The sequence below is a fragment of the Lentzea sp. NPDC004789 genome, assembly GCF_053601075.1.
Genome location: NZ_JBSGBE010000001.1, coordinates 517,379 through 533,257, shown reverse-complemented (window position 1 = coordinate 533,257; position 15,879 = coordinate 517,379). Strand labels below are relative to the sequence as shown.

Below are 15,879 nucleotides of genomic sequence, written 5' to 3'. Positions count from 1 at the left end.
GGAACTAGAGGTGCGCGATCTGGTCGAGATCGGCATGGGCCGGACCGCGAGGCGGGCCTACGAGCTGGACGACATCGAGATCATCCCGTCCCGTCGCACGAGGTCGTCGAAGGACGTCTCCACGACGTGGCAGATCGATGCCTACCGCTTCGACATCCCGCTGATCACCCACCCGACCGACGCGATCGTGTCGCCGGGCGTCGCGGTCGCGGTCGGTGAGCTGGGCGGTCTCGGCGTGCTCAACGCCGAGGGCCTCTGGGCCCGGCACGGCGACGTCGACGAGGCGCTGTTCCGCCTGGTCCAGGCCACGGAGGACAGCGACGACCCGGCGGCGGCGGTGAAGGTGCTGCAGGAGCTGCACGCCGCACCGCTGCGGATGGACCTGCTCGCCGAGGCGATCAAGCAGGTCCGCGAGTCCGGCGTCACCGTGGCGGCCCGGGTCAGCCCGCAGCGCGCCGCGGAGCTCACGCCGGACCTGCTGGCCGCGGGCGTCGAGATCCTGGTCGTGCAGGGCACGATCATCTCGGCCGAGCACGTGTCGCGCGACGGTGAGCCGTTGAACCTGAAGTCGTTCATCGCGGACCTCGACGTCCCGGTGATCGCCGGCGGTGTGGGCGACTACCGCACGGCCATGCACCTGATGCGCACCGGCGCGGCGGGCGTGATCGTCGGTTACGGCTACACGCCGGGCGTCACCACCACCGACACCGTGCTGGGCATCGGCGTGCCGATGGCCACCGCGATCGCCGACGCCGCGGCCGCGCGCCGCGACTACCTCGACGAGACCGGCGGCCGGTACGTGCACGTCATCGCGGACGGCGGCGTCATGACGAGCGGCGACGTGGCGAAGTCCATCGCCTGCGGTGCCGACGCCGTGATGCTGGGCGAGCCCCTCGCCGCGGCGACCGAGGCGCCGGGCCAGGGCCTGTACTGGACGGCGTCGTCCGCGCACCCGTCGGTGCCGCGCAGCCTCGTCGCCGAGGCCGTGGACCAGGAGCTGGACCTTCGCAAGCTGCTGTTCGGCCCGTCGTCGGACCCGCGCGGCGTGACGAACCTGTTCGGCGCGCTCAAGCGGGCCATGGCCAAGACCGGCTACTCCGACCTCAAGGAGTTCCAGAAGGTCGGCCTGACGATCCGCGGCTGACAGCTGATCGACGAGAGGCGCGCTCCGGCAGGGGCGCGCCTCTCTGCTTTTGCGTGGCCCCCCGACGGAAGCTGATCTTGCAACCGATCCGCCCTCCCGTGCGTCCTGTGGAGCGTGGAATTGGATGCCTTGTTCGGTGACAGCAGCGTCGACACTGTGGAGGAAGCACCCGCCCAAGAGCCGGAAGGCATCGGCTGGAAGGCACTTGCCCTGTTCATCTGCGGTGGACTGGTGATCACGGCACTGGTCGTGGCGTTCATGGTCTGGGTCATCGAGGGCCTGGTCCTGTAGATCCCAGGGGGCGTCTGAACCGATCGGGACTAGGCGTTACCGGAAGTAACGCCTACTCTCCGGTTCATGGGTGAACTCGCCGGTAACTTCGATGTGGTCATCGTCGGCTCCGGGTTCGGTGGCAGCGTGGCCGCGCTCCGCCTGACCGAGAAGGGCTACCGCGTCGCCGTCCTGGAGGCGGGGCGCAGGTTCGCCGACGACGAGTTCGCCAAGACCAGCTGGAACCTGCGGAAGTACCTGTGGGCGCCGCAGCTCAAGTGCTTCGGGATTCAGCGCATTCACCTCCTCCGCAACGTCATGGTGCTGGCCGGTGCGGGCGTCGGCGGCGGCTCTCTCGTGTACGCCAACACGCTGTACCGGCCGCTCAAGCCGTTCTACGAGGACCGGCAGTGGGCGCACATCACCGACTGGCAGGACGAGCTGGAGCCGTTCTACGACCAGGCGAGCCGGATGCTGGGTGTGGTCACCAACCCGACGACGACCCCGAGCGACGTCGTCATGCAGAAGGTCGCGAAGGACATGGGCGTCGAGGACAGCTATCACGCGACACCTGTCGGCGTGTTCTTCGGCGAACCCGGAAAGCCCGCCGACGACCCGTACTTCGGCGGCGCCGGGCCGCGGCGCACCGGGTGCACCGAGTGCGGCAGCTGCATGTCCGGTTGCCGGGTCGGCGCCAAGAACACGCTGGTCAAGAACTACCTGTACCTGGCGGAGAAGCTCGGCGCGCAGGTCTTCCCGCTGACCACGGTCACCCAGCTCAGCGAGCGCGACGGCCGGTGGACCGTCGAGACCCGGAAGACCGGTGGACGGGCCAGGCGGACCTTCACCGCCGACCAGGTGGTCGTGGCCGCCGGCACGTGGGGCACGCAGCAGCTCCTGCACCGGGCCAAGGCGAGCACCCTGCCGAGGATCTCGGACCGGCTGGGCGAGCTCACCCGCACCAACTCCGAGTCGATCATCGGGGCGGCCAGGTACTCGGTCGACCCGGACAACGACTTCACCAAGGGTGTCGCGATCACGAGCTCGATCCACCCCGACGAGATCACGCACATCGAGCCGGTCCGGTACGGCAAGGGCAGCAACGCCATGGGGTTGCTGCAAACCCTCGCCACGGACGGTGCGGCGAGCACGCCGAGGTGGTTGCAGTTCATCAAGGAGGCGGCCAAGCACCCGTTGAAGCTGCTGAGGCTGCTCAGCGTGCACCGGTGGAGCGAGCGGACCGTGATCCTGCTGGTGATGCAGAGCCTGGACAACTCCATCACCACGTTCCTCAAGCGCGGCAAGCTCACCAGCAGGCAGGGCCACGGTGAGCCCAACCCGGCGTTCATCCCGGCCGGTCACGAGGCGAACCTGTTGGCCGCCAAGCACATCGACGGCATGGCGGGCGGCACGTGGGGTGAGCTGTTCAACATTCCGCTGACCGCGCACTTCATCGGCGGCTGCGCGATCGCGGCCGACGAGGAGCAGGGTGTCATCGACCCGTACCACCGGGTCTTCAACTACCCCGGGCTGTCCGTTGTGGACGGTGCGGCGATCAGCGCGAACCTCGGCGTGAACCCCAGCCTCACGATCACCGCGCAGGCCGAGCGGGCGTTCTCGCTGTGGCCGAACAAGGGCGAGCGGGACCAGCGGCCCGAGCAGGGGCGGCCCTACCGGCGGATCAACCCGGCGAAGCCGAAGAACCCGGCGGTTCCCGATCAAGCTCCAGCCGCATTGCGGTTGCCGATCGTGAAGGCGTCCTGACACGGTGTAGGCATGGCCACCAAGCCGTTCGCCTCCAGTGCCGACCTCGCCCCGAAGGACGAGGTGTTCATCCAGCTCGCCGAGGGCGTCTACACCCTGACCGCGGAAGGAGACCCCAACGTCGGGGCGATCGAGGCCGAGGACTTCCTGATCTGCTTCGAAGCGCGCGCCACCCCCGCGGCCGCGCGCCGATGGCTCGAAAAACTGCGCAAGCACACGAAGAAGCCTGTCCGGTACCTCGTGCTCAGCCACTACCACGCGGTCCGCACGCTCGGCGCCAGCGCGTTCGACGCCCAGGAGATCGTCGCGCACGAGATGACACGGGTGCTGATCGCCGAACGGGGGCAGCAGGACTGGGAGAGCGAGTACGGCCGCATGCCGCGCCTGTTCGAGAAGCCGGAGGAGATCCCCGGCCTCACCTGGCCGACCCTCACGTTCTCCGACCGCATGTCCATCCCGCTCGGCGACGAACGCGGCGACCTCGTGCTGCAGCACCTCGGGCGCGGGCACACGGCGGGCGACATCGTGGCGTGGCTGCCGCAGCAGCGGATCCTCTTCGCCGGCGACCTGGTCGAGTCGCAGGCCGCGCTCTACACCGGTGACGCCTTCCACGACGAGTGGGCGACGTCCACATTGGACGAGATCGAGGACCTGGGCGTGGAGGTGCTCGTCGGCGGACGCGGCAAGGTCGCCCGCGACCGCATCGAGGTCGAGGCCGCGATCAACCAGAGCCGGCACTTCCTCAACGAGCTGCGCCGCACGGTCGGCGGGGTGCACGCCGAGGGCGGCACGCTCAAGCAGGCCTTCGAACTCGCGCACCGGATGCTCGCGCCCCGCTACGGGCGCTGGCCGATCTTCGAGCACTGCCTGCCGTTCGACGTGCAGCGCTACTGGGACGAGTGCGACGGCAAGGACTGGCCGGAGATCTGGACCGCCGAGCGCGACCGCGCGGTCTGGAACGCCCTGCAATGACTCCGGTGCTGGTCGTCGGTGCCGGACCGGTCGGCCTCACGGCCGCGCTGTTCCTCGCGAGAGCCGGTGTGCCGAGCATCGTGCTGGAGAAGTCGCAGCGACGTCAGCAGGCGGGCAGCCGCTCGATCTGCGTCCAGCGCGACGTCCTGGAGATCCTGGAGCGGGTCGGCGTCGGACAGGCCGTCGCCGACGCGGGCGTCACCTGGTACACCGGCCGCACCTACCACCGCGACCGCGAGGTGCTGACCCTGACGTTCCCGGAGGTCACGGGTTTCCCGCCGTTCGTGAACACCCCGCAGACCGTCGTCGAGCAACTGCTGGAGGAACGCGTCCGCGGCGAGCCGCTGATCGAGCTCCGGTACGGGCACGCCCTCGAAAGCCTGACCCAGGACGACGAAGGCGTGTCCACAAAGGACATCCGGGCGACCCACTGCATCGCGGCGGACGGCATGCACTCGACCGTGAGACAGCTCCTGGGCATCCCGTTCGAAGGCTTCTCGTTCGACGACCGGTTCATCATCGCCGACGTCCGCGTCGACCTGGACTTCGAGACGCCGGAACGCCGTTTCTACTTCGACCCGCCCTGGAACCCCGGCCGTCAGGTCCTCCTGCACCCGCAACCGAACGGTGTCTGGAGGATCGACTGGCAGGTCGCGGAGGACGTGCAGCTCACCGACGACCACATCCGCGCGATCGTGGGCGACCAGCCGTACGAGGTGGTCTGGCAGTCCACCTACCGCTTCCACCAGCGGCGCGCGAAGTCCCTGCGCAGCGGCCGGGTCCTGCTCGCGGGCGACGCCGCGCACGTGATGAGCCCGTTCGGCGCCCGCGGGCTGAACTCGGGCATCTGCGACGCCGACAACGCCGCGTGGAAGATCGCGGCCGACCGCGCCGGCGAGGCGGGGCCGCAGCTGCTGGCCTCCTACGACGTCGAACGCGGTGCGGCCGCCGACGAGAACCTCCGCATCACCGGTGACACGATGCGATTCCTGGTGCCGGGGAACGAAGAAGAGCGCGCGCACCGGCAGAAGGCGCTCGAAACAGGTGAAGGCATCGACTCCGGCAAGCTCTTCACGCCGTTCTCCTACGAGACATCGCCGCTGACCACCGACGGCGGCGAGCTGGTTCCTCGCTCCCGCACCGCGGGTCCGGGTTTCACGACCAGGAACGGTTGGTTGATCAGACCGGACGGGCACGTTGCCGCACACCGTTGCGACGATCAGGTGAAGCTGCGCGCTCTCGGCTGGTGACGAGCAACCCACCGCCGAAGGTGGACGTGTGCACACCATGGGGGTCAACAGGCGAACTTTCTTGCAGGGCGCCGCGCTCGCCGTCGCCGGCATCGGCACCGGCACGGCCGTCGCCGACACGAACTGGGCGAAGCTGCGCAGACGGCTCGGCGACCGGCTCGTGCTGCCGCAGGACGCGGGCTACGACCGGCTCAGGTTGCCGTTCAACACGGTCTACGCGAACCGCAGGCCGGCCGCGATCGCCAGGTGCGTGCGGCCGGAGGACGTGCAGGCGTGCCTGGAGTTCGCGTCGCACGAACGCATCCCGGTCGCGGCCCGCAGCGGCAAGCACAGCTACGCGGCCTATTCGCTGCCGGAGAACGGCCTGGTCGTCGATCTCGCCGGGATGTCGGCGGTGGACGTCGCGGGCAGCCGCGCATGGATCGGCGCGGGCGCCCAGCTGCTGCCGGTGTACGAGGCGATCGGCGGTGCCGGGAGGGCTCTGCCCGCGGGCACGTGCCGCTCGGTCGGCATCGGCGGGCTCGCGCTCGGCGGCGGCATCAGCGTGATCGGCCGCAAGTACGGGCTGACTTGCGATCACCTGACGGGCGCCAGGATCGTCACCCCGGACGGCTGCCTGCGCACGGTCTCCGCGCACGAGGAACCCGACCTGTTCTGGGCGTTGCGCGGTGGTGGCGGCGGCAACTTCGGCATCGTCACCCAGTTCACCTTCCGCACCGATCCCGCTCCGGACGTCACGGTGTTCAACCTCGGCTACCCGCCCGGCGCGACGGCGGAGGTGTTCGACGCCTGGCAGGAGTGGATGGCGCACGCACCGGACGAGCTGTGGTCGGGTTTCCGCGTCGACGCGGGGCCGTTGTCGGACCCCAACGTCGGTGGCGTCCACGTGGGCCAGGCGAAGGACCTGCTGCCGTTGCTCGACCGGATGCCGCCCGCGGAGCGGTTCGTCCAGGAGATGACGTACCTGGAGGCGATGCGCTACTACGCGGGCGATCCTGACCCCGGCAAGCCGTTCGTGGCGTCGTCGCGCATGCTCCGCGACCACGTGCCCGGCTCTCGGGTCGCCGGCCTGATGGACGGACAGCGCAACGTCGCGATCCTGTTCGACTCGTTCGGTGGCGCGCTCGCCAGGGTCGCGCCGGACGCCACGGCGTTCCCGCACCGCGACGCCCGCGCCAGCGCCCAGATCTTCGTGGACGTCGTCGACGAGACCGTCGAGCAGGCCCGTGCGCGGCTCGCGGTCGTGCGGGACGGCCTCGGCGCCGGCAACACCGGGTACGTGAACTACATCGACCCGGAGATGCCCGACTGGCCGACCGCCTACTACGGCCGCAACCTCGCGCGACTCAGGAAGGTCGCGCGACGCTACGACCCGGACCGCGTGCTGGCGTTCCCGCAGGCCCTATAGCTGGATGCCGGTGAGGACCGTCACGCGCTCCTCGGTGAAGTCCTCCATCGCCGACCGGACGCCCTCACGCCCGGTGCCCGAGCCCTTCACGCCGCCATAGGGCATCTGGTCGGCCCGGTAGGACGGCACGTCGCCGATGATCACGCCGCCGACCTCCAGCTCGGCCGCGGCCTCGAACGCCACCTGGACGTCCCTGGTGAAGACCCCGGCCTGCAGCCCGTACCTGGTGTCGTTGGCCTGCGCGAACGCGTCCTCGACCCCGTCGGCCACCGACACCACGAGCACCGGCCCGAAGATCTCCTCGGTCCACACCTTGGCGGTCTTCGGCACGTCGGTCAGCACGGTCGGCTCGACCGTCGTCCCGGTCCGCTTGCCGCCGAGCAGCACGCGGGCGCCCGCGTCGACGGCCATGTTGACCCACTCCTCGACGCGCCGTGCGTTGTCCTCGTCGATCAACGGACCGACCTCGACCTCGGGGTCGTGCGGGTCGCCGGTCTTCAACGCGCTGACGGCGTCGACCAGCTTCGGCACGAACTCGTCCGCCTTCGAGCGGTCCACGATCACCCGCTGCACGGCGATGCACGACTGCCCGGCCTGGTAGTTGCCGAACGTGGCGATCCGCCGCGCCGCGTGGTCCAGGTCCGTCCAATCAGGACAGATGAGGGCCGCCGCGTTGGACCCGAGCTCCATCACGACGTGCTTGCGCGGTGCGGCGTCCATCAACGACCAGCCGACCTTCGTGGAGCCGGTGAACGAGATGACCGGCAGCCGCTCGTCCTGCACCAGCGCGTCCATGTCCGCGCCGCGCACGGGAAGGATCGAGAACGCGCCCTCCGGCAGTTCGGTCTCGGCCAGGATCTCGCCCAGCAGCAACGACGACAACGGCGTGGCGGAAGCGGGCTTCACGATCACCGGCGCACCCACCGCGAGCGCCGGCGCGACCTTGTGCGCCACCAGGTTCAGCGGGAAGTTGAACGGCGCCACGGCCAGCACCGGCCCGCGCGGCACGTGGCGCACGACCGCCATCCGCCCCACGCCGTTCGCCTCGGTGTCGAGCCGCTGCAGCCCACCGGTGAACCGGCGTGCCTCCTCCGCGGCGAACCGGAACGTGTTGACCGCGCGCGAGACCTCGATCTCGGCCCACTTGAGCGGCTTGCCGTTCTCCGCCGTGATCGTCTCGGCGATCTCCTCGGCCCGTTCGGCCAGCGTCCGCGACACCTGCAGCAGCGCCTCGGCCCGCACGTGCGCGGGTGTTCGCCGGAACTGTTTCGCCACCGCGTGGGCCGCGGCGACCGCGCGTTCGACCTGCTCCGGGCCCGGTACGGCGACCGAGGCGACCTCGGTGCCGTCGAACGGGTGGAAGACCTCTAACGCCTGCTCGCCCTGCTCGGGGCGGCCGGCGATCCAGCACGGCCTGGGTTGCGGCGTGAACGCGTCCATGGGATCACGTTAGGCCCTATTGGCCTGCACGTACTGGGTGAGTCCCACGTAGTAGTCGTCGTGCCGTTCCGCACGTTGCCGAACGAACGCCGGATGCTCGCGAATGGTCCTGATCATGTCGTCCAGCCGCATGAGGACGTGTTCGTCTTCGTAGCCGCACCCGTAAGCCTCGCAGAACAGCAGCGCACGCCGTTTGCGCTCGTGGGGCAGGCCGAACACGAACTGGATGATCGCCCAGCTGACGTCCCACCAGCGCGGACCGGGATGAGCCGTGTCGAAGTCGAACACGCCGACCGGCAGGCCGTCCCGGTAGACGGTGTTGTACGGCGCGAAGTCGCCGTGGAGCACCACCTCGACGGGCTCCCTGGCGGGGAACTGCCACCCGTCGAGCTCGCCGTACCCCTCCGTCGCGTCGTGCAGCCTGCGCAGCAGCAGAGCCGACGCGACCAGCGACTCGTCGTCGTCCGGAAACACGTGGCCAACGTCACCGGGCAGATAGCTGAGCAGTTCGTGCGACCCGTCGAGTCCGAGCGGGACCGGCGCGATCCCCAGAGGAGCCAAGTGGCGCAACAAATCGTGCACCCGAGGCGCCCACGGCCCGGCCGGTCTGCGCACCGCGTCACCCACCCTGAACACCTGGTTCAGCCCGCCACCGGTCAGCAGCTCCCCGTCCACGCATGACATCCTTGGCGGCGTGTCCGACACCAGCAACCGCCCTGTTCTCGTCGTCGACTTCGGCGCCCAGTACGCGCAGCTGATCGCCCGCCGCGTGCGCGAGGCCCAGGTCTACTCCGAGGTGGTCCCGCACACCGCGACGGTGAGCGAGATCCTGGACAAGAACCCGCTGGCCATCGTGCTGTCCGGTGGCCCGTCGAGCGTCTACGAGGAGGGCGCGCCGCAGGTCGACCCGAAGCTGTTCGAGACCGGCGTGCCGGTCTTCGGCATCTGCTACGGCTTCCAGGCCATGGCGCGCGCGCTCGGTGGCGCAGTTGAACAGACCGGCACCCGCGAGTACGGCCGCACGGACCTGAGCGTGCCGACCGAGGGTGGCGCGCTGCACCAGGAGCTCCCCGCGAGCCACCCGGTGTGGATGAGCCACGGCGACGCCGTCACCAAGGCGCCGGAGGGCTTCACGGTCACCGCGACCAGCGAGGGCGCCCCGGTCGCCGCGTTCGAGGACACCGAGCGCCGCTTCGCCGGCGTGCAGTACCACCCGGAGGTGCACCACTCGCCGCACGGCCAGGAGGTGCTGCGCCGGTTCCTGCACGACATCGCGGGCATCCGTCCGCAGTGGACGACGTCGTCCATCGTGGACGAGCAGGTCGCCCGGATCCGCGAGCAGATCGGTGACGGCAAGGCCATCTGCGGTCTCTCCGGCGGCGTCGACTCCGCCGTGGCCGCCGCGCTGGTCCAGAAGGCCATCGGTGAGCGCCTCACGTGCGTGTTCGTCGACCACGGCCTGCTGCGCTCCGGTGAGCGCGCCCAGGTCGAGCGCGACTACGTGGCGGCCACGGGCATCAACCTGGTGACCGTCGACGCCCGCGAACGCTTCCTCAACGCACTCGCCGGCGTCACGGACCCGGAGGAGAAGCGCAAGATCATCGGCCGCGAGTTCATCCGCGTGTTCGAGCAGGCCGAGCGCGACCTCAAGGCCGAGGGCGACTACCGCTTCCTGGTGCAGGGCACGCTCTACCCGGACGTCGTCGAGTCCGGCGGCGGCGCGGGCACCGCGAACATCAAGTCGCACCACAACGTCGGCGGCCTGCCGGACGACCTGCAGTTCGAGCTGGTCGAGCCGCTGCGCGCGCTGTTCAAGGACGAGGTCCGCCGCGTCGGCACCGAGCTGGGCCTGCCGGAGACGATCGTGCAGCGCCAGCCGTTCCCCGGCCCCGGCCTCGGCATCCGGATCATCGGCGAGGTCACCCAGGACCGCCTCGACACGCTGCGCCAGGCCGACGCCATCGCGCGCGAGGAGCTCACTGCCGCCGGTCTCGACCGGCAGATCTGGCAGTGCCCCGTCGTGCTGCTGGCGGACGTCCGCAGCGTCGGTGTGCAGGGCGACGGCCGCACCTACGGCCACCCGATCGTGCTGCGCCCGGTGTCGTCCGAGGACGCGATGACGGCGGACTGGACGCGCCTGCCGTACGAGGTGCTGGAGCGGATCTCGACCCGGATCACCAACGAGGTGGCCGAGGTCAACCGCGTGGTGCTGGACGTGACGTCCAAGCCGCCAGGCACCATCGAGTGGGAATGACGTAGCAGAAAGGCCCCCGGCGACCGGGGGCCTTTCTCATTGCCGGGACTTCCGCTTCAGGGAGTTGGTCAGCAGCACCAGCCCGACCACGATGGCCGTTCCTCCCAGCGCCCACCGGAGGTCGAACCAGAACGTCCCGTTGCTGAGGATGTACGCGGCCATCAGGCCACCGCCGATCCCGAACATCAGCCCCAGCGGGTCGATCCGCCTGCGCATCACCGGCTCAGTCACGGAGCACCTTCACCTCTCCGACGTTCGTCCGAACGTCCAGGTCGATCTTCAAGCCACCCTCGCCGTTGTCACCGAGGTCGGTGCCGTCGACCTGCACGGAACCGCCGTCCGCCCTCTTGCCGAGGCAGTTGAGCTCGCCGACGGACGAGGCCTCGCAGCGGAACGTCACGTCGGCGTTCTTCGGCACGTGCACGATCAGCTCGCCGAGGTTCGCCTCCAGCGAGGTCTTCACCGAACCGGAGTCCGGGAGCTCCCGCAGGTCGAGGTGCACGCTGCCGACGCCGACCGCGTACCTGTCGTTCACCTCGGCAACGGTCTTCGGCGTCGGCTTGAGGTCAGCGAAGTTGGTCGGGCCGTCGAACTTGAACGTCGTCATCGCGAAGCCCACCGCGGACAGCGGGACCAGCAGCCAGATCAGGCCGCGCCCGCCACCGGTGAACGCACCGACCAGCAGCCCCGCCGACAGCACCGCGACCAGCAGGCCGAGCACGTGCGGAACCGTGAGCCACGGCAGCCAGTTCCAGGCGATCGCGGAACCGGCGATCACGAGCGACGTCACGCCCAGGGTCATCAGGCCGATGCGCGGCCTGCGCGGCCGGGGAGCCGGCGGTTGCGGCTTCGGCGTCGGTTCCGGCAGGTCCCACGCGAACGGGGCGGCGCCGAGCGGGTCCCAGGCAGGCGCGCCCGGCACCGGAGGCACCGGCGCGGGCTCGGCCAGCGTGGCGGGCGCCAGGTGGCCGCGGTTCTTCTGCAGCAGGTAGATGGCCGCGACCGCGGCGGCCAGCGTCACGACGACCTGGAACCCGCCGTTGTCGAACGTCAGCGCGAGCGCGGGGAACATCAGCAGGCCCAGCACCACCGTCCGCGTCTGGGACATCGAGCTGTAACCCTTGTTGATCAGCGACTCCAGTGGCGCGACCTGGTCGCCCTCCTCGGGCAGCAGCAGCCAGCCCGCGAGGTACAGCGGCACGCCCACGCCGCCCGACAACGCGAGCGCCACGAACGCGATCCGCACGATCACCGGGTCGATCTGGAAGCGCAGGGCGATCCCGGTGGCGACGCCGCCGAGCTTGCGTCCTGCGCGGGGCCGCACCGGACGGTGGGCCCAGAACTCCCTGAGCGTGTCCGCCACGCCCTGCATTGCCTTCTCAGTCCCGCTCACGGTGACAAGGTTGCGCTGTCACGCCTGGAACCACATCAGGGACCAGCCCTGATTCGCGGAACCGGGGTCATCCCTGATGAACAACAGCCCGGGACGTGTGACGATCTGACGGTGAGTGCACGGATTGAGCCGATGCGCCGTCGACGCACCGGTCGGGTGGTCGCGGGCGTCGCGAGCGGACTGGCGGACCACCTCGGCGCACCCGTCTTCTGGGTGCGCGCGGTCTTCGCCGGGCTCGCCGCGCTGAGCGGGATCGGGATCGTCGCCTACGCCTTGCTGTGGATGTTCGTCCCGCAGTCGACCGTGGCCGAGCCGGAGACCGACAAGGACCGCAAGGAGTGGCAGCAGGCCGTCGGTCTCGCCGCTCTCGGCATCGGTGTCGCGGTGTTCACCGGGCTGATCGGTGGCACGGCGAGTGGCTGGATCACCGGTCCGATCGCCGTGGCGCTCGTGGGCGCCGCGGTCGTGTGGCGCGAGGCGGACGAGGCGCAGCGGCGTCGGTGGAAAGACGGGGCGCTGGGGCAGGGGAAGACGGGGATCGTGCGGACGGTGGCGGGAGGGGCGCTGGTGCTGGCGGGTGTCGCCGCCTTCCTCGTCGCGAACGACTCCATCCAGAACCTCTCGACCGTCGTGCTGTCCGTGCTCGCCACGTTGATCGGTGTCGCGGTCCTGACCGTGCCGCTGTGGATGCGGCTCGTGCGTGATCTCGACGCGGAACGCCGCGCGCGCATCCGCACCGAGGAACGCGCGGAGATCGCCGCCCACCTGCACGACTCCGTGCTGCAAACGCTTGCCCTGATCCAGAAGCAGTCCGAGTCGCCGCGCGAGGTGAAGCGCCTGGCCCGCAGCCAGGAACGCGAGCTGCGCAGCTGGCTCTACGGCCGTGAGGTGGGCGAGCAGCCGGCGACCATGAGCGTCGCCATCGCCCAGACGTGCGCGGAGGTGGAGGACCAGTTCGCGATCGCCGTCTCCCAGGTCGTGGTCGGCGACTGCGAGCTGGAGGACGGGATGTTCGCGCTGATCCAGGCGTCGAAGGAGGCGATGGTCAACGCCGCCAAGCACGCGGGCGTCGGCGAGGTCAGCGTGTACGCGGAGATCGAACCGGACAAGGTGACGGTGTTCGTGCGCGACCGCGGCAAGGGCTTCGACCCGGACACCGTTCCGGAGGACCGGCATGGCCTGGCGGGCAGCATCCGGGGGAGGATGGACCGGCACGGCGGTCAGGTGCGGTTGCGGACCGCGCCGGGTGAGGGGACCGAGGTGCAGCTGGAGATGCCGAGGAAGACGGAGGCCAGGACGTGAGCGTGAGGGTGTTCCTGGTGGACGACCACGCGTTGTTCCGCGCGGGGGTGCGGGCCGAGCTCGACAACATCACCGACGAGGTGGAGGTGGTCGGCGAGGCGGGCAGCGTCGGTGAGGCGGTGGCGGGGATCGCGCACCACAAGCCGGACGTGGTGCTGCTCGACGTGCACATGCCCGACGGCGGTGGCGCCGAGGTGCTGCGGCAGATCCGGACCAAGATCCCCGAGGTCACGTTCCTCGCGCTGTCGGTGTCGGACGCGGCCGAGGACGTCATCAACGTCATCCGCGCCGGTGCCCGCGGCTACGTCACGAAGACCATCTCCAGCCAGGAGCTGGTCAAGGCCGTCGTGCGGGTCAGCGAGGGCGACGCGGTGTTCTCGCCGCGGCTGGCCGGGTTCGTGCTGGACGCGTTCGCCGACCGGCCGGGCGCGGCGCCGATCAGCGACCCCGAGCTCGACCTGCTGACCCCGCGCGAACGCGACGTCCTGCGGCTGCTGGCCCGCGGCTACGCTTACAAGGAGATCGCGTCCGAGCTGTTCATCAGCGTCAAGACGGTGGAGACGCACGTGTCGAGCGTCCTGCGGAAGACCCAGCTCTCCAACCGGTACGAGCTCTCCCGCTGGGCCACTGATCGCAGACTGGTCTGAGTGATTTGATCGAGAAGGTCGCCCGCGGCGCCACCGAGGTGCTCGCGCCGTGGGTCTGGGTGATCCTGCTGCCGTTCGCGGTGGCCGCTGCTTCCGAAGGTCTGTGGAAGACGTTGCTGTGGGGGTTCGTGGTCGCCTTGACGGCGTCCGTCATCCCGATGGCCGTCATCGTCCGCGGCGCGCGCAAAGGCAAGTGGGACGGCCACCACGTCACTAACCGCGAGGGGCGCCTCGTTCCGCTCGTCACGGCCGGTGCGTCGCTCGCGGCCGGCACGGTGATCATGGTCCTTGGGGATGCGCCGCGCAGCATGCTGGCCTTGGCGGGCAGCATGTTCGCCTCGTTGATCGTGAGCATGGCGATCACGTTCGGGCTGAAGTGGAAGATCTCCTTGCACGCCGGGGTGGCGTGGGCCGCCGTGGTGACCATGGCGATCGTCCACGGGCCGTGGATGCTGCTGATCGCGCTGCCGGCGGCCCTGGTGGCGTGGTCGCGGGTCGAGCTGGGTGACCACACGACGGCGCAGGTGCTGGCCGGGACGGCGATGGGCGTGCTCGTGGGTGGCGGCAGCTTCTGGCTGCTCACCCAATCTCTTTGAGGCTGACGATCTTCATCTCGTTGTTGACCGCGGCGATCGCGACCTCGACCGTGATGTTCCGCTGCTTGCCCAGGTCCGTGACGAGGGACAGGTCCACGGTGACGACCCAGTTGGGGCCGTCCGAGCGGACGGGCTTGTCCGGCGTCTGGAGGCACCGCACGGAGGTGTAGATCTTCCACCGCTTCTGGAAGTCGGCCAGCGGTTCCCTCGCCCGGTCCGCGAAGTGGTTCCACGCCGCCGTGGGGTTGCCCGGCAGATCGGCGTAGTGCTGCAGGACGAACGCGAGGGCTTCCTCCGCCGTGAAGTAGCGCGCCTTCTCGCCGGCGGGGATGTTGTTCTGGCTGGTCGGCGCGTAGTTGCCACCGGGATCGCTGCGGTTCAGGTACGCCGCGGCCGCGCCACCGCCGACGGCCAGCAGCCCGATGATCGAGACGAGCACCAGGATCCGGCGCTTCGGCGCCTTGAGCCCGCGCGGTGCCGGCACCGGCAACGGCTGGGACGGCTGCGGTTCGGCGGCCAGCAGGTCCGCGGCCTCCTGCGCGCTCGGCCGCTCCTTCGCGTCCACCGCGAGCAGCCGCGTCAGCAACGGGGTGAGCTCACCGGCGCTCTTCGGGTCCCTGAGCTGGCCGCTGGCCGCGCGGTAGATGAGGCCGAAGCTGTTGTCGCTCGGCCCGAAGACCGACTCGCCCTCGACGGCCGTGTAGATCGTGGCGCCGAGCGAGAACACGTCGGACGCCTCGCCGGGCTGCTCGCCGCGCGCCACCTCGGGAGCGAGGTACGCCGGGGTGCCCGAGATCACGCCGGTGTCGGTCATGGTGCCGTCGCCGTTGGCCTTGGAGATGCCGAAGTCGGTGATCTTGACCGTGCCGTCGTGGCCGATCAGGACATTGCCGGGCTTGATGTCGCGGTGGACGATGCCCGCCGCGTGCGCCGCGGCCAGCGCCGAGGCGACCTTGGCCCCGATGTTCGCCGCCTGGGAGGGCTTGAGCGGCCCGTTCTGGGCGATCAGCTCCGAAAGGCTCTGGGACGGCAGGTACTCCATGACGATCCACGGCTCTTCGTCGTTGTTGCCGACGACGTCGAACACCGCGATCGCGTGCGGGTGGTGCAGCCGGGCGGCGTTGCGCGCCTCGCGCATCGCCCGCTGGTGGTCACCCGTGATGAGCTGCTTGACCGCGACCTCGCGTGCCAGCACCTCGTCCCGAGCCCGCCAGACCACCCCCATCGCCCCGCTGCCGATGCGCTCCAGCAGCGTGTAGCGGCCCCCGATGGTGGTTGTCACACCACGAGACTAATCAATCACCCGGACGCGCATCCCCGGGATCACCGTCACGGGTTGGTGCGAATCGTTCACATCATGCCTACCAGTGGGGACCGTGTCTCGGCGTCGCTGCCCACGCCGCCGAACACCGCTGGTGGTCTCCCGCGCCCGTCAGACC

Annotated in this window: 15 protein-coding genes; 10 read left to right on the top strand and 5 right to left on the bottom strand. The window is 70.0% G+C overall.

What is annotated here, in order from left to right; genetic code table 11:
- Positions 1–10 precede the first annotated feature (10 nt).
- The 6 genes from ACWEIJ_RS02590 (at position 11) to ACWEIJ_RS02565 (ending at position 6,808) form a co-directional block, all read left to right on the top strand.
- Positions 11–1,144, top strand: coding sequence for a GuaB3 family IMP dehydrogenase-related protein (locus tag ACWEIJ_RS02590; RefSeq protein WP_449835444.1), 1,134 nt, complete (start codon positions 11–13; stop codon positions 1,142–1,144).
- 114 nt (positions 1,145–1,258) lie between these two features.
- Positions 1,259–1,435, top strand: coding sequence for a hypothetical protein (locus tag ACWEIJ_RS02585; RefSeq protein WP_449835443.1), 177 nt, complete (start codon positions 1,259–1,261; stop codon positions 1,433–1,435).
- A 66-nt stretch (positions 1,436–1,501) separates the two neighbouring features.
- Positions 1,502–3,178 carry an FAD-dependent oxidoreductase gene (locus ACWEIJ_RS02580; protein ID WP_449835442.1) on the top strand — a complete coding sequence of 559 codons (1,677 nt, stop codon included), beginning with the start codon at positions 1,502–1,504 and terminating at the stop codon, positions 3,176–3,178.
- Between the two features lie 12 nt (positions 3,179–3,190).
- Positions 3,191–4,150, top strand: a complete 960-nt coding sequence (locus ACWEIJ_RS02575; protein ID WP_449835441.1) for an MBL fold metallo-hydrolase — start codon at positions 3,191–3,193, stop codon at positions 4,148–4,150.
- The gene (locus ACWEIJ_RS02570) at positions 4,147–5,400 is read left to right on the top strand and encodes an FAD-dependent monooxygenase (protein WP_449835440.1); all 1,254 of its coding nucleotides are present in this window, start codon (positions 4,147–4,149) and stop codon (positions 5,398–5,400) included. Before ACWEIJ_RS02575 ends, ACWEIJ_RS02570 begins: the two co-directional genes overlap by 4 nt.
- A 37-nt stretch (positions 5,401–5,437) precedes the next feature.
- Complete coding sequence (locus ACWEIJ_RS02565; protein ID WP_449835737.1) at positions 5,438–6,808, top strand: FAD-binding oxidoreductase; 1,371 nt, start codon at positions 5,438–5,440, stop codon at positions 6,806–6,808.
- On the opposite strand, the gene ACWEIJ_RS02560 is transcribed toward ACWEIJ_RS02565, so the two are convergent.
- Both ACWEIJ_RS02560 and ACWEIJ_RS02555 read right to left on the bottom strand, forming a co-directional pair.
- Positions 6,803–8,248: an aldehyde dehydrogenase family protein gene (locus ACWEIJ_RS02560; RefSeq protein WP_449835439.1), complete on the bottom strand. Its 1,446-nt coding sequence runs from the start codon at positions 8,246–8,248 to the stop codon at positions 6,803–6,805. The genes ACWEIJ_RS02565 and ACWEIJ_RS02560 overlap by 6 nt on opposite strands.
- 9 nt (positions 8,249–8,257) lie before the next feature.
- Positions 8,258–8,923 carry an aminoglycoside phosphotransferase family protein gene (locus ACWEIJ_RS02555; RefSeq protein WP_449835438.1) on the bottom strand — a complete coding sequence of 222 codons (666 nt, stop codon included), beginning with the start codon at positions 8,921–8,923 and terminating at the stop codon, positions 8,258–8,260.
- 19 nt (positions 8,924–8,942) lie between these two features.
- On the opposite strand from ACWEIJ_RS02555, the gene guaA reads away from it, so the two are divergent.
- Positions 8,943–10,502 (top strand): glutamine-hydrolyzing GMP synthase, encoded by a 1,560-nt coding sequence (gene guaA, locus ACWEIJ_RS02550; protein WP_449835437.1) that lies wholly within the window; start codon positions 8,943–8,945, stop codon positions 10,500–10,502.
- Between the two features lie 36 nt (positions 10,503–10,538).
- On the opposite strand, the gene ACWEIJ_RS02545 is transcribed toward guaA, so the two are convergent.
- Both ACWEIJ_RS02545 and ACWEIJ_RS02540 read right to left on the bottom strand, forming a co-directional pair.
- Entirely contained in the window at positions 10,539–10,733 is a 195-nt protein-coding gene (locus tag ACWEIJ_RS02545; RefSeq protein WP_449835436.1) for a hypothetical protein, read from the bottom strand.
- Entirely contained in the window at positions 10,726–11,895 is a 1,170-nt protein-coding gene (locus tag ACWEIJ_RS02540) for a PspC domain-containing protein (RefSeq protein WP_449835435.1), read from the bottom strand. Before ACWEIJ_RS02540 ends, ACWEIJ_RS02545 begins: the two co-directional genes overlap by 8 nt.
- 132 nt (positions 11,896–12,027) lie before the next feature.
- On the opposite strand from ACWEIJ_RS02540, the gene ACWEIJ_RS02535 reads away from it, so the two are divergent.
- From ACWEIJ_RS02535 to ACWEIJ_RS02525, 3 genes are read left to right on the top strand one after another with little or no spacing between them, the layout of a single operon-like run.
- Entirely contained in the window at positions 12,028–13,197 is a 1,170-nt protein-coding gene (locus tag ACWEIJ_RS02535; protein WP_449835434.1) for an ATP-binding protein, read from the top strand.
- Positions 13,194–13,844, top strand: a complete 651-nt coding sequence (locus ACWEIJ_RS02530) for a response regulator (protein WP_449835433.1) — start codon at positions 13,194–13,196, stop codon at positions 13,842–13,844. The genes ACWEIJ_RS02535 and ACWEIJ_RS02530 overlap by 4 nt, the downstream gene beginning before the upstream one ends.
- A gap of 5 nt (positions 13,845–13,849) precedes the next feature.
- Positions 13,850–14,440 carry a hypothetical protein gene (locus ACWEIJ_RS02525; RefSeq protein WP_449835432.1) on the top strand — a complete coding sequence of 197 codons (591 nt, stop codon included), beginning with the start codon at positions 13,850–13,852 and terminating at the stop codon, positions 14,438–14,440.
- Here the strand turns inward: ACWEIJ_RS02525 and ACWEIJ_RS02520 are convergent.
- Positions 14,424–15,722, bottom strand: coding sequence for a serine/threonine-protein kinase (locus ACWEIJ_RS02520; protein ID WP_449835431.1), 1,299 nt, complete (start codon positions 15,720–15,722; stop codon positions 14,424–14,426). The genes ACWEIJ_RS02525 and ACWEIJ_RS02520 overlap by 17 nt on opposite strands.
- Positions 15,723–15,879: the final 157 nt, after the last annotated feature.

Bases quoted from the DNA above. Each gene is read 5' to 3' on its own strand.
- ACWEIJ_RS02580 (WP_449835442.1), top strand. From the start codon at position 1,502: ATGGGTGAACTCGCCGGTAACTTCGATGTGGTCATCGTCGGCTCCGGG.
- ACWEIJ_RS02575 (WP_449835441.1), top strand. From the start codon at position 3,191: ATGGCCACCAAGCCGTTCGCCTCCAGTGCCGACCTCGCCCCGAAGGAC.
- ACWEIJ_RS02570 (WP_449835440.1), top strand. From the start codon at position 4,147: ATGACTCCGGTGCTGGTCGTCGGTGCCGGACCGGTCGGCCTCACGGCC.
- ACWEIJ_RS02565 (WP_449835737.1), top strand. From the start codon at position 5,438: ATGGGGGTCAACAGGCGAACTTTCTTGCAGGGCGCCGCGCTCGCCGTC.
- ACWEIJ_RS02560 (WP_449835439.1), bottom strand. From the start codon at position 8,248: ATGGACGCGTTCACGCCGCAACCCAGGCCGTGCTGGATCGCCGGCCGC.
- ACWEIJ_RS02535 (WP_449835434.1), top strand. From the start codon at position 12,028: ATGCGCCGTCGACGCACCGGTCGGGTGGTCGCGGGCGTCGCGAGCGGA.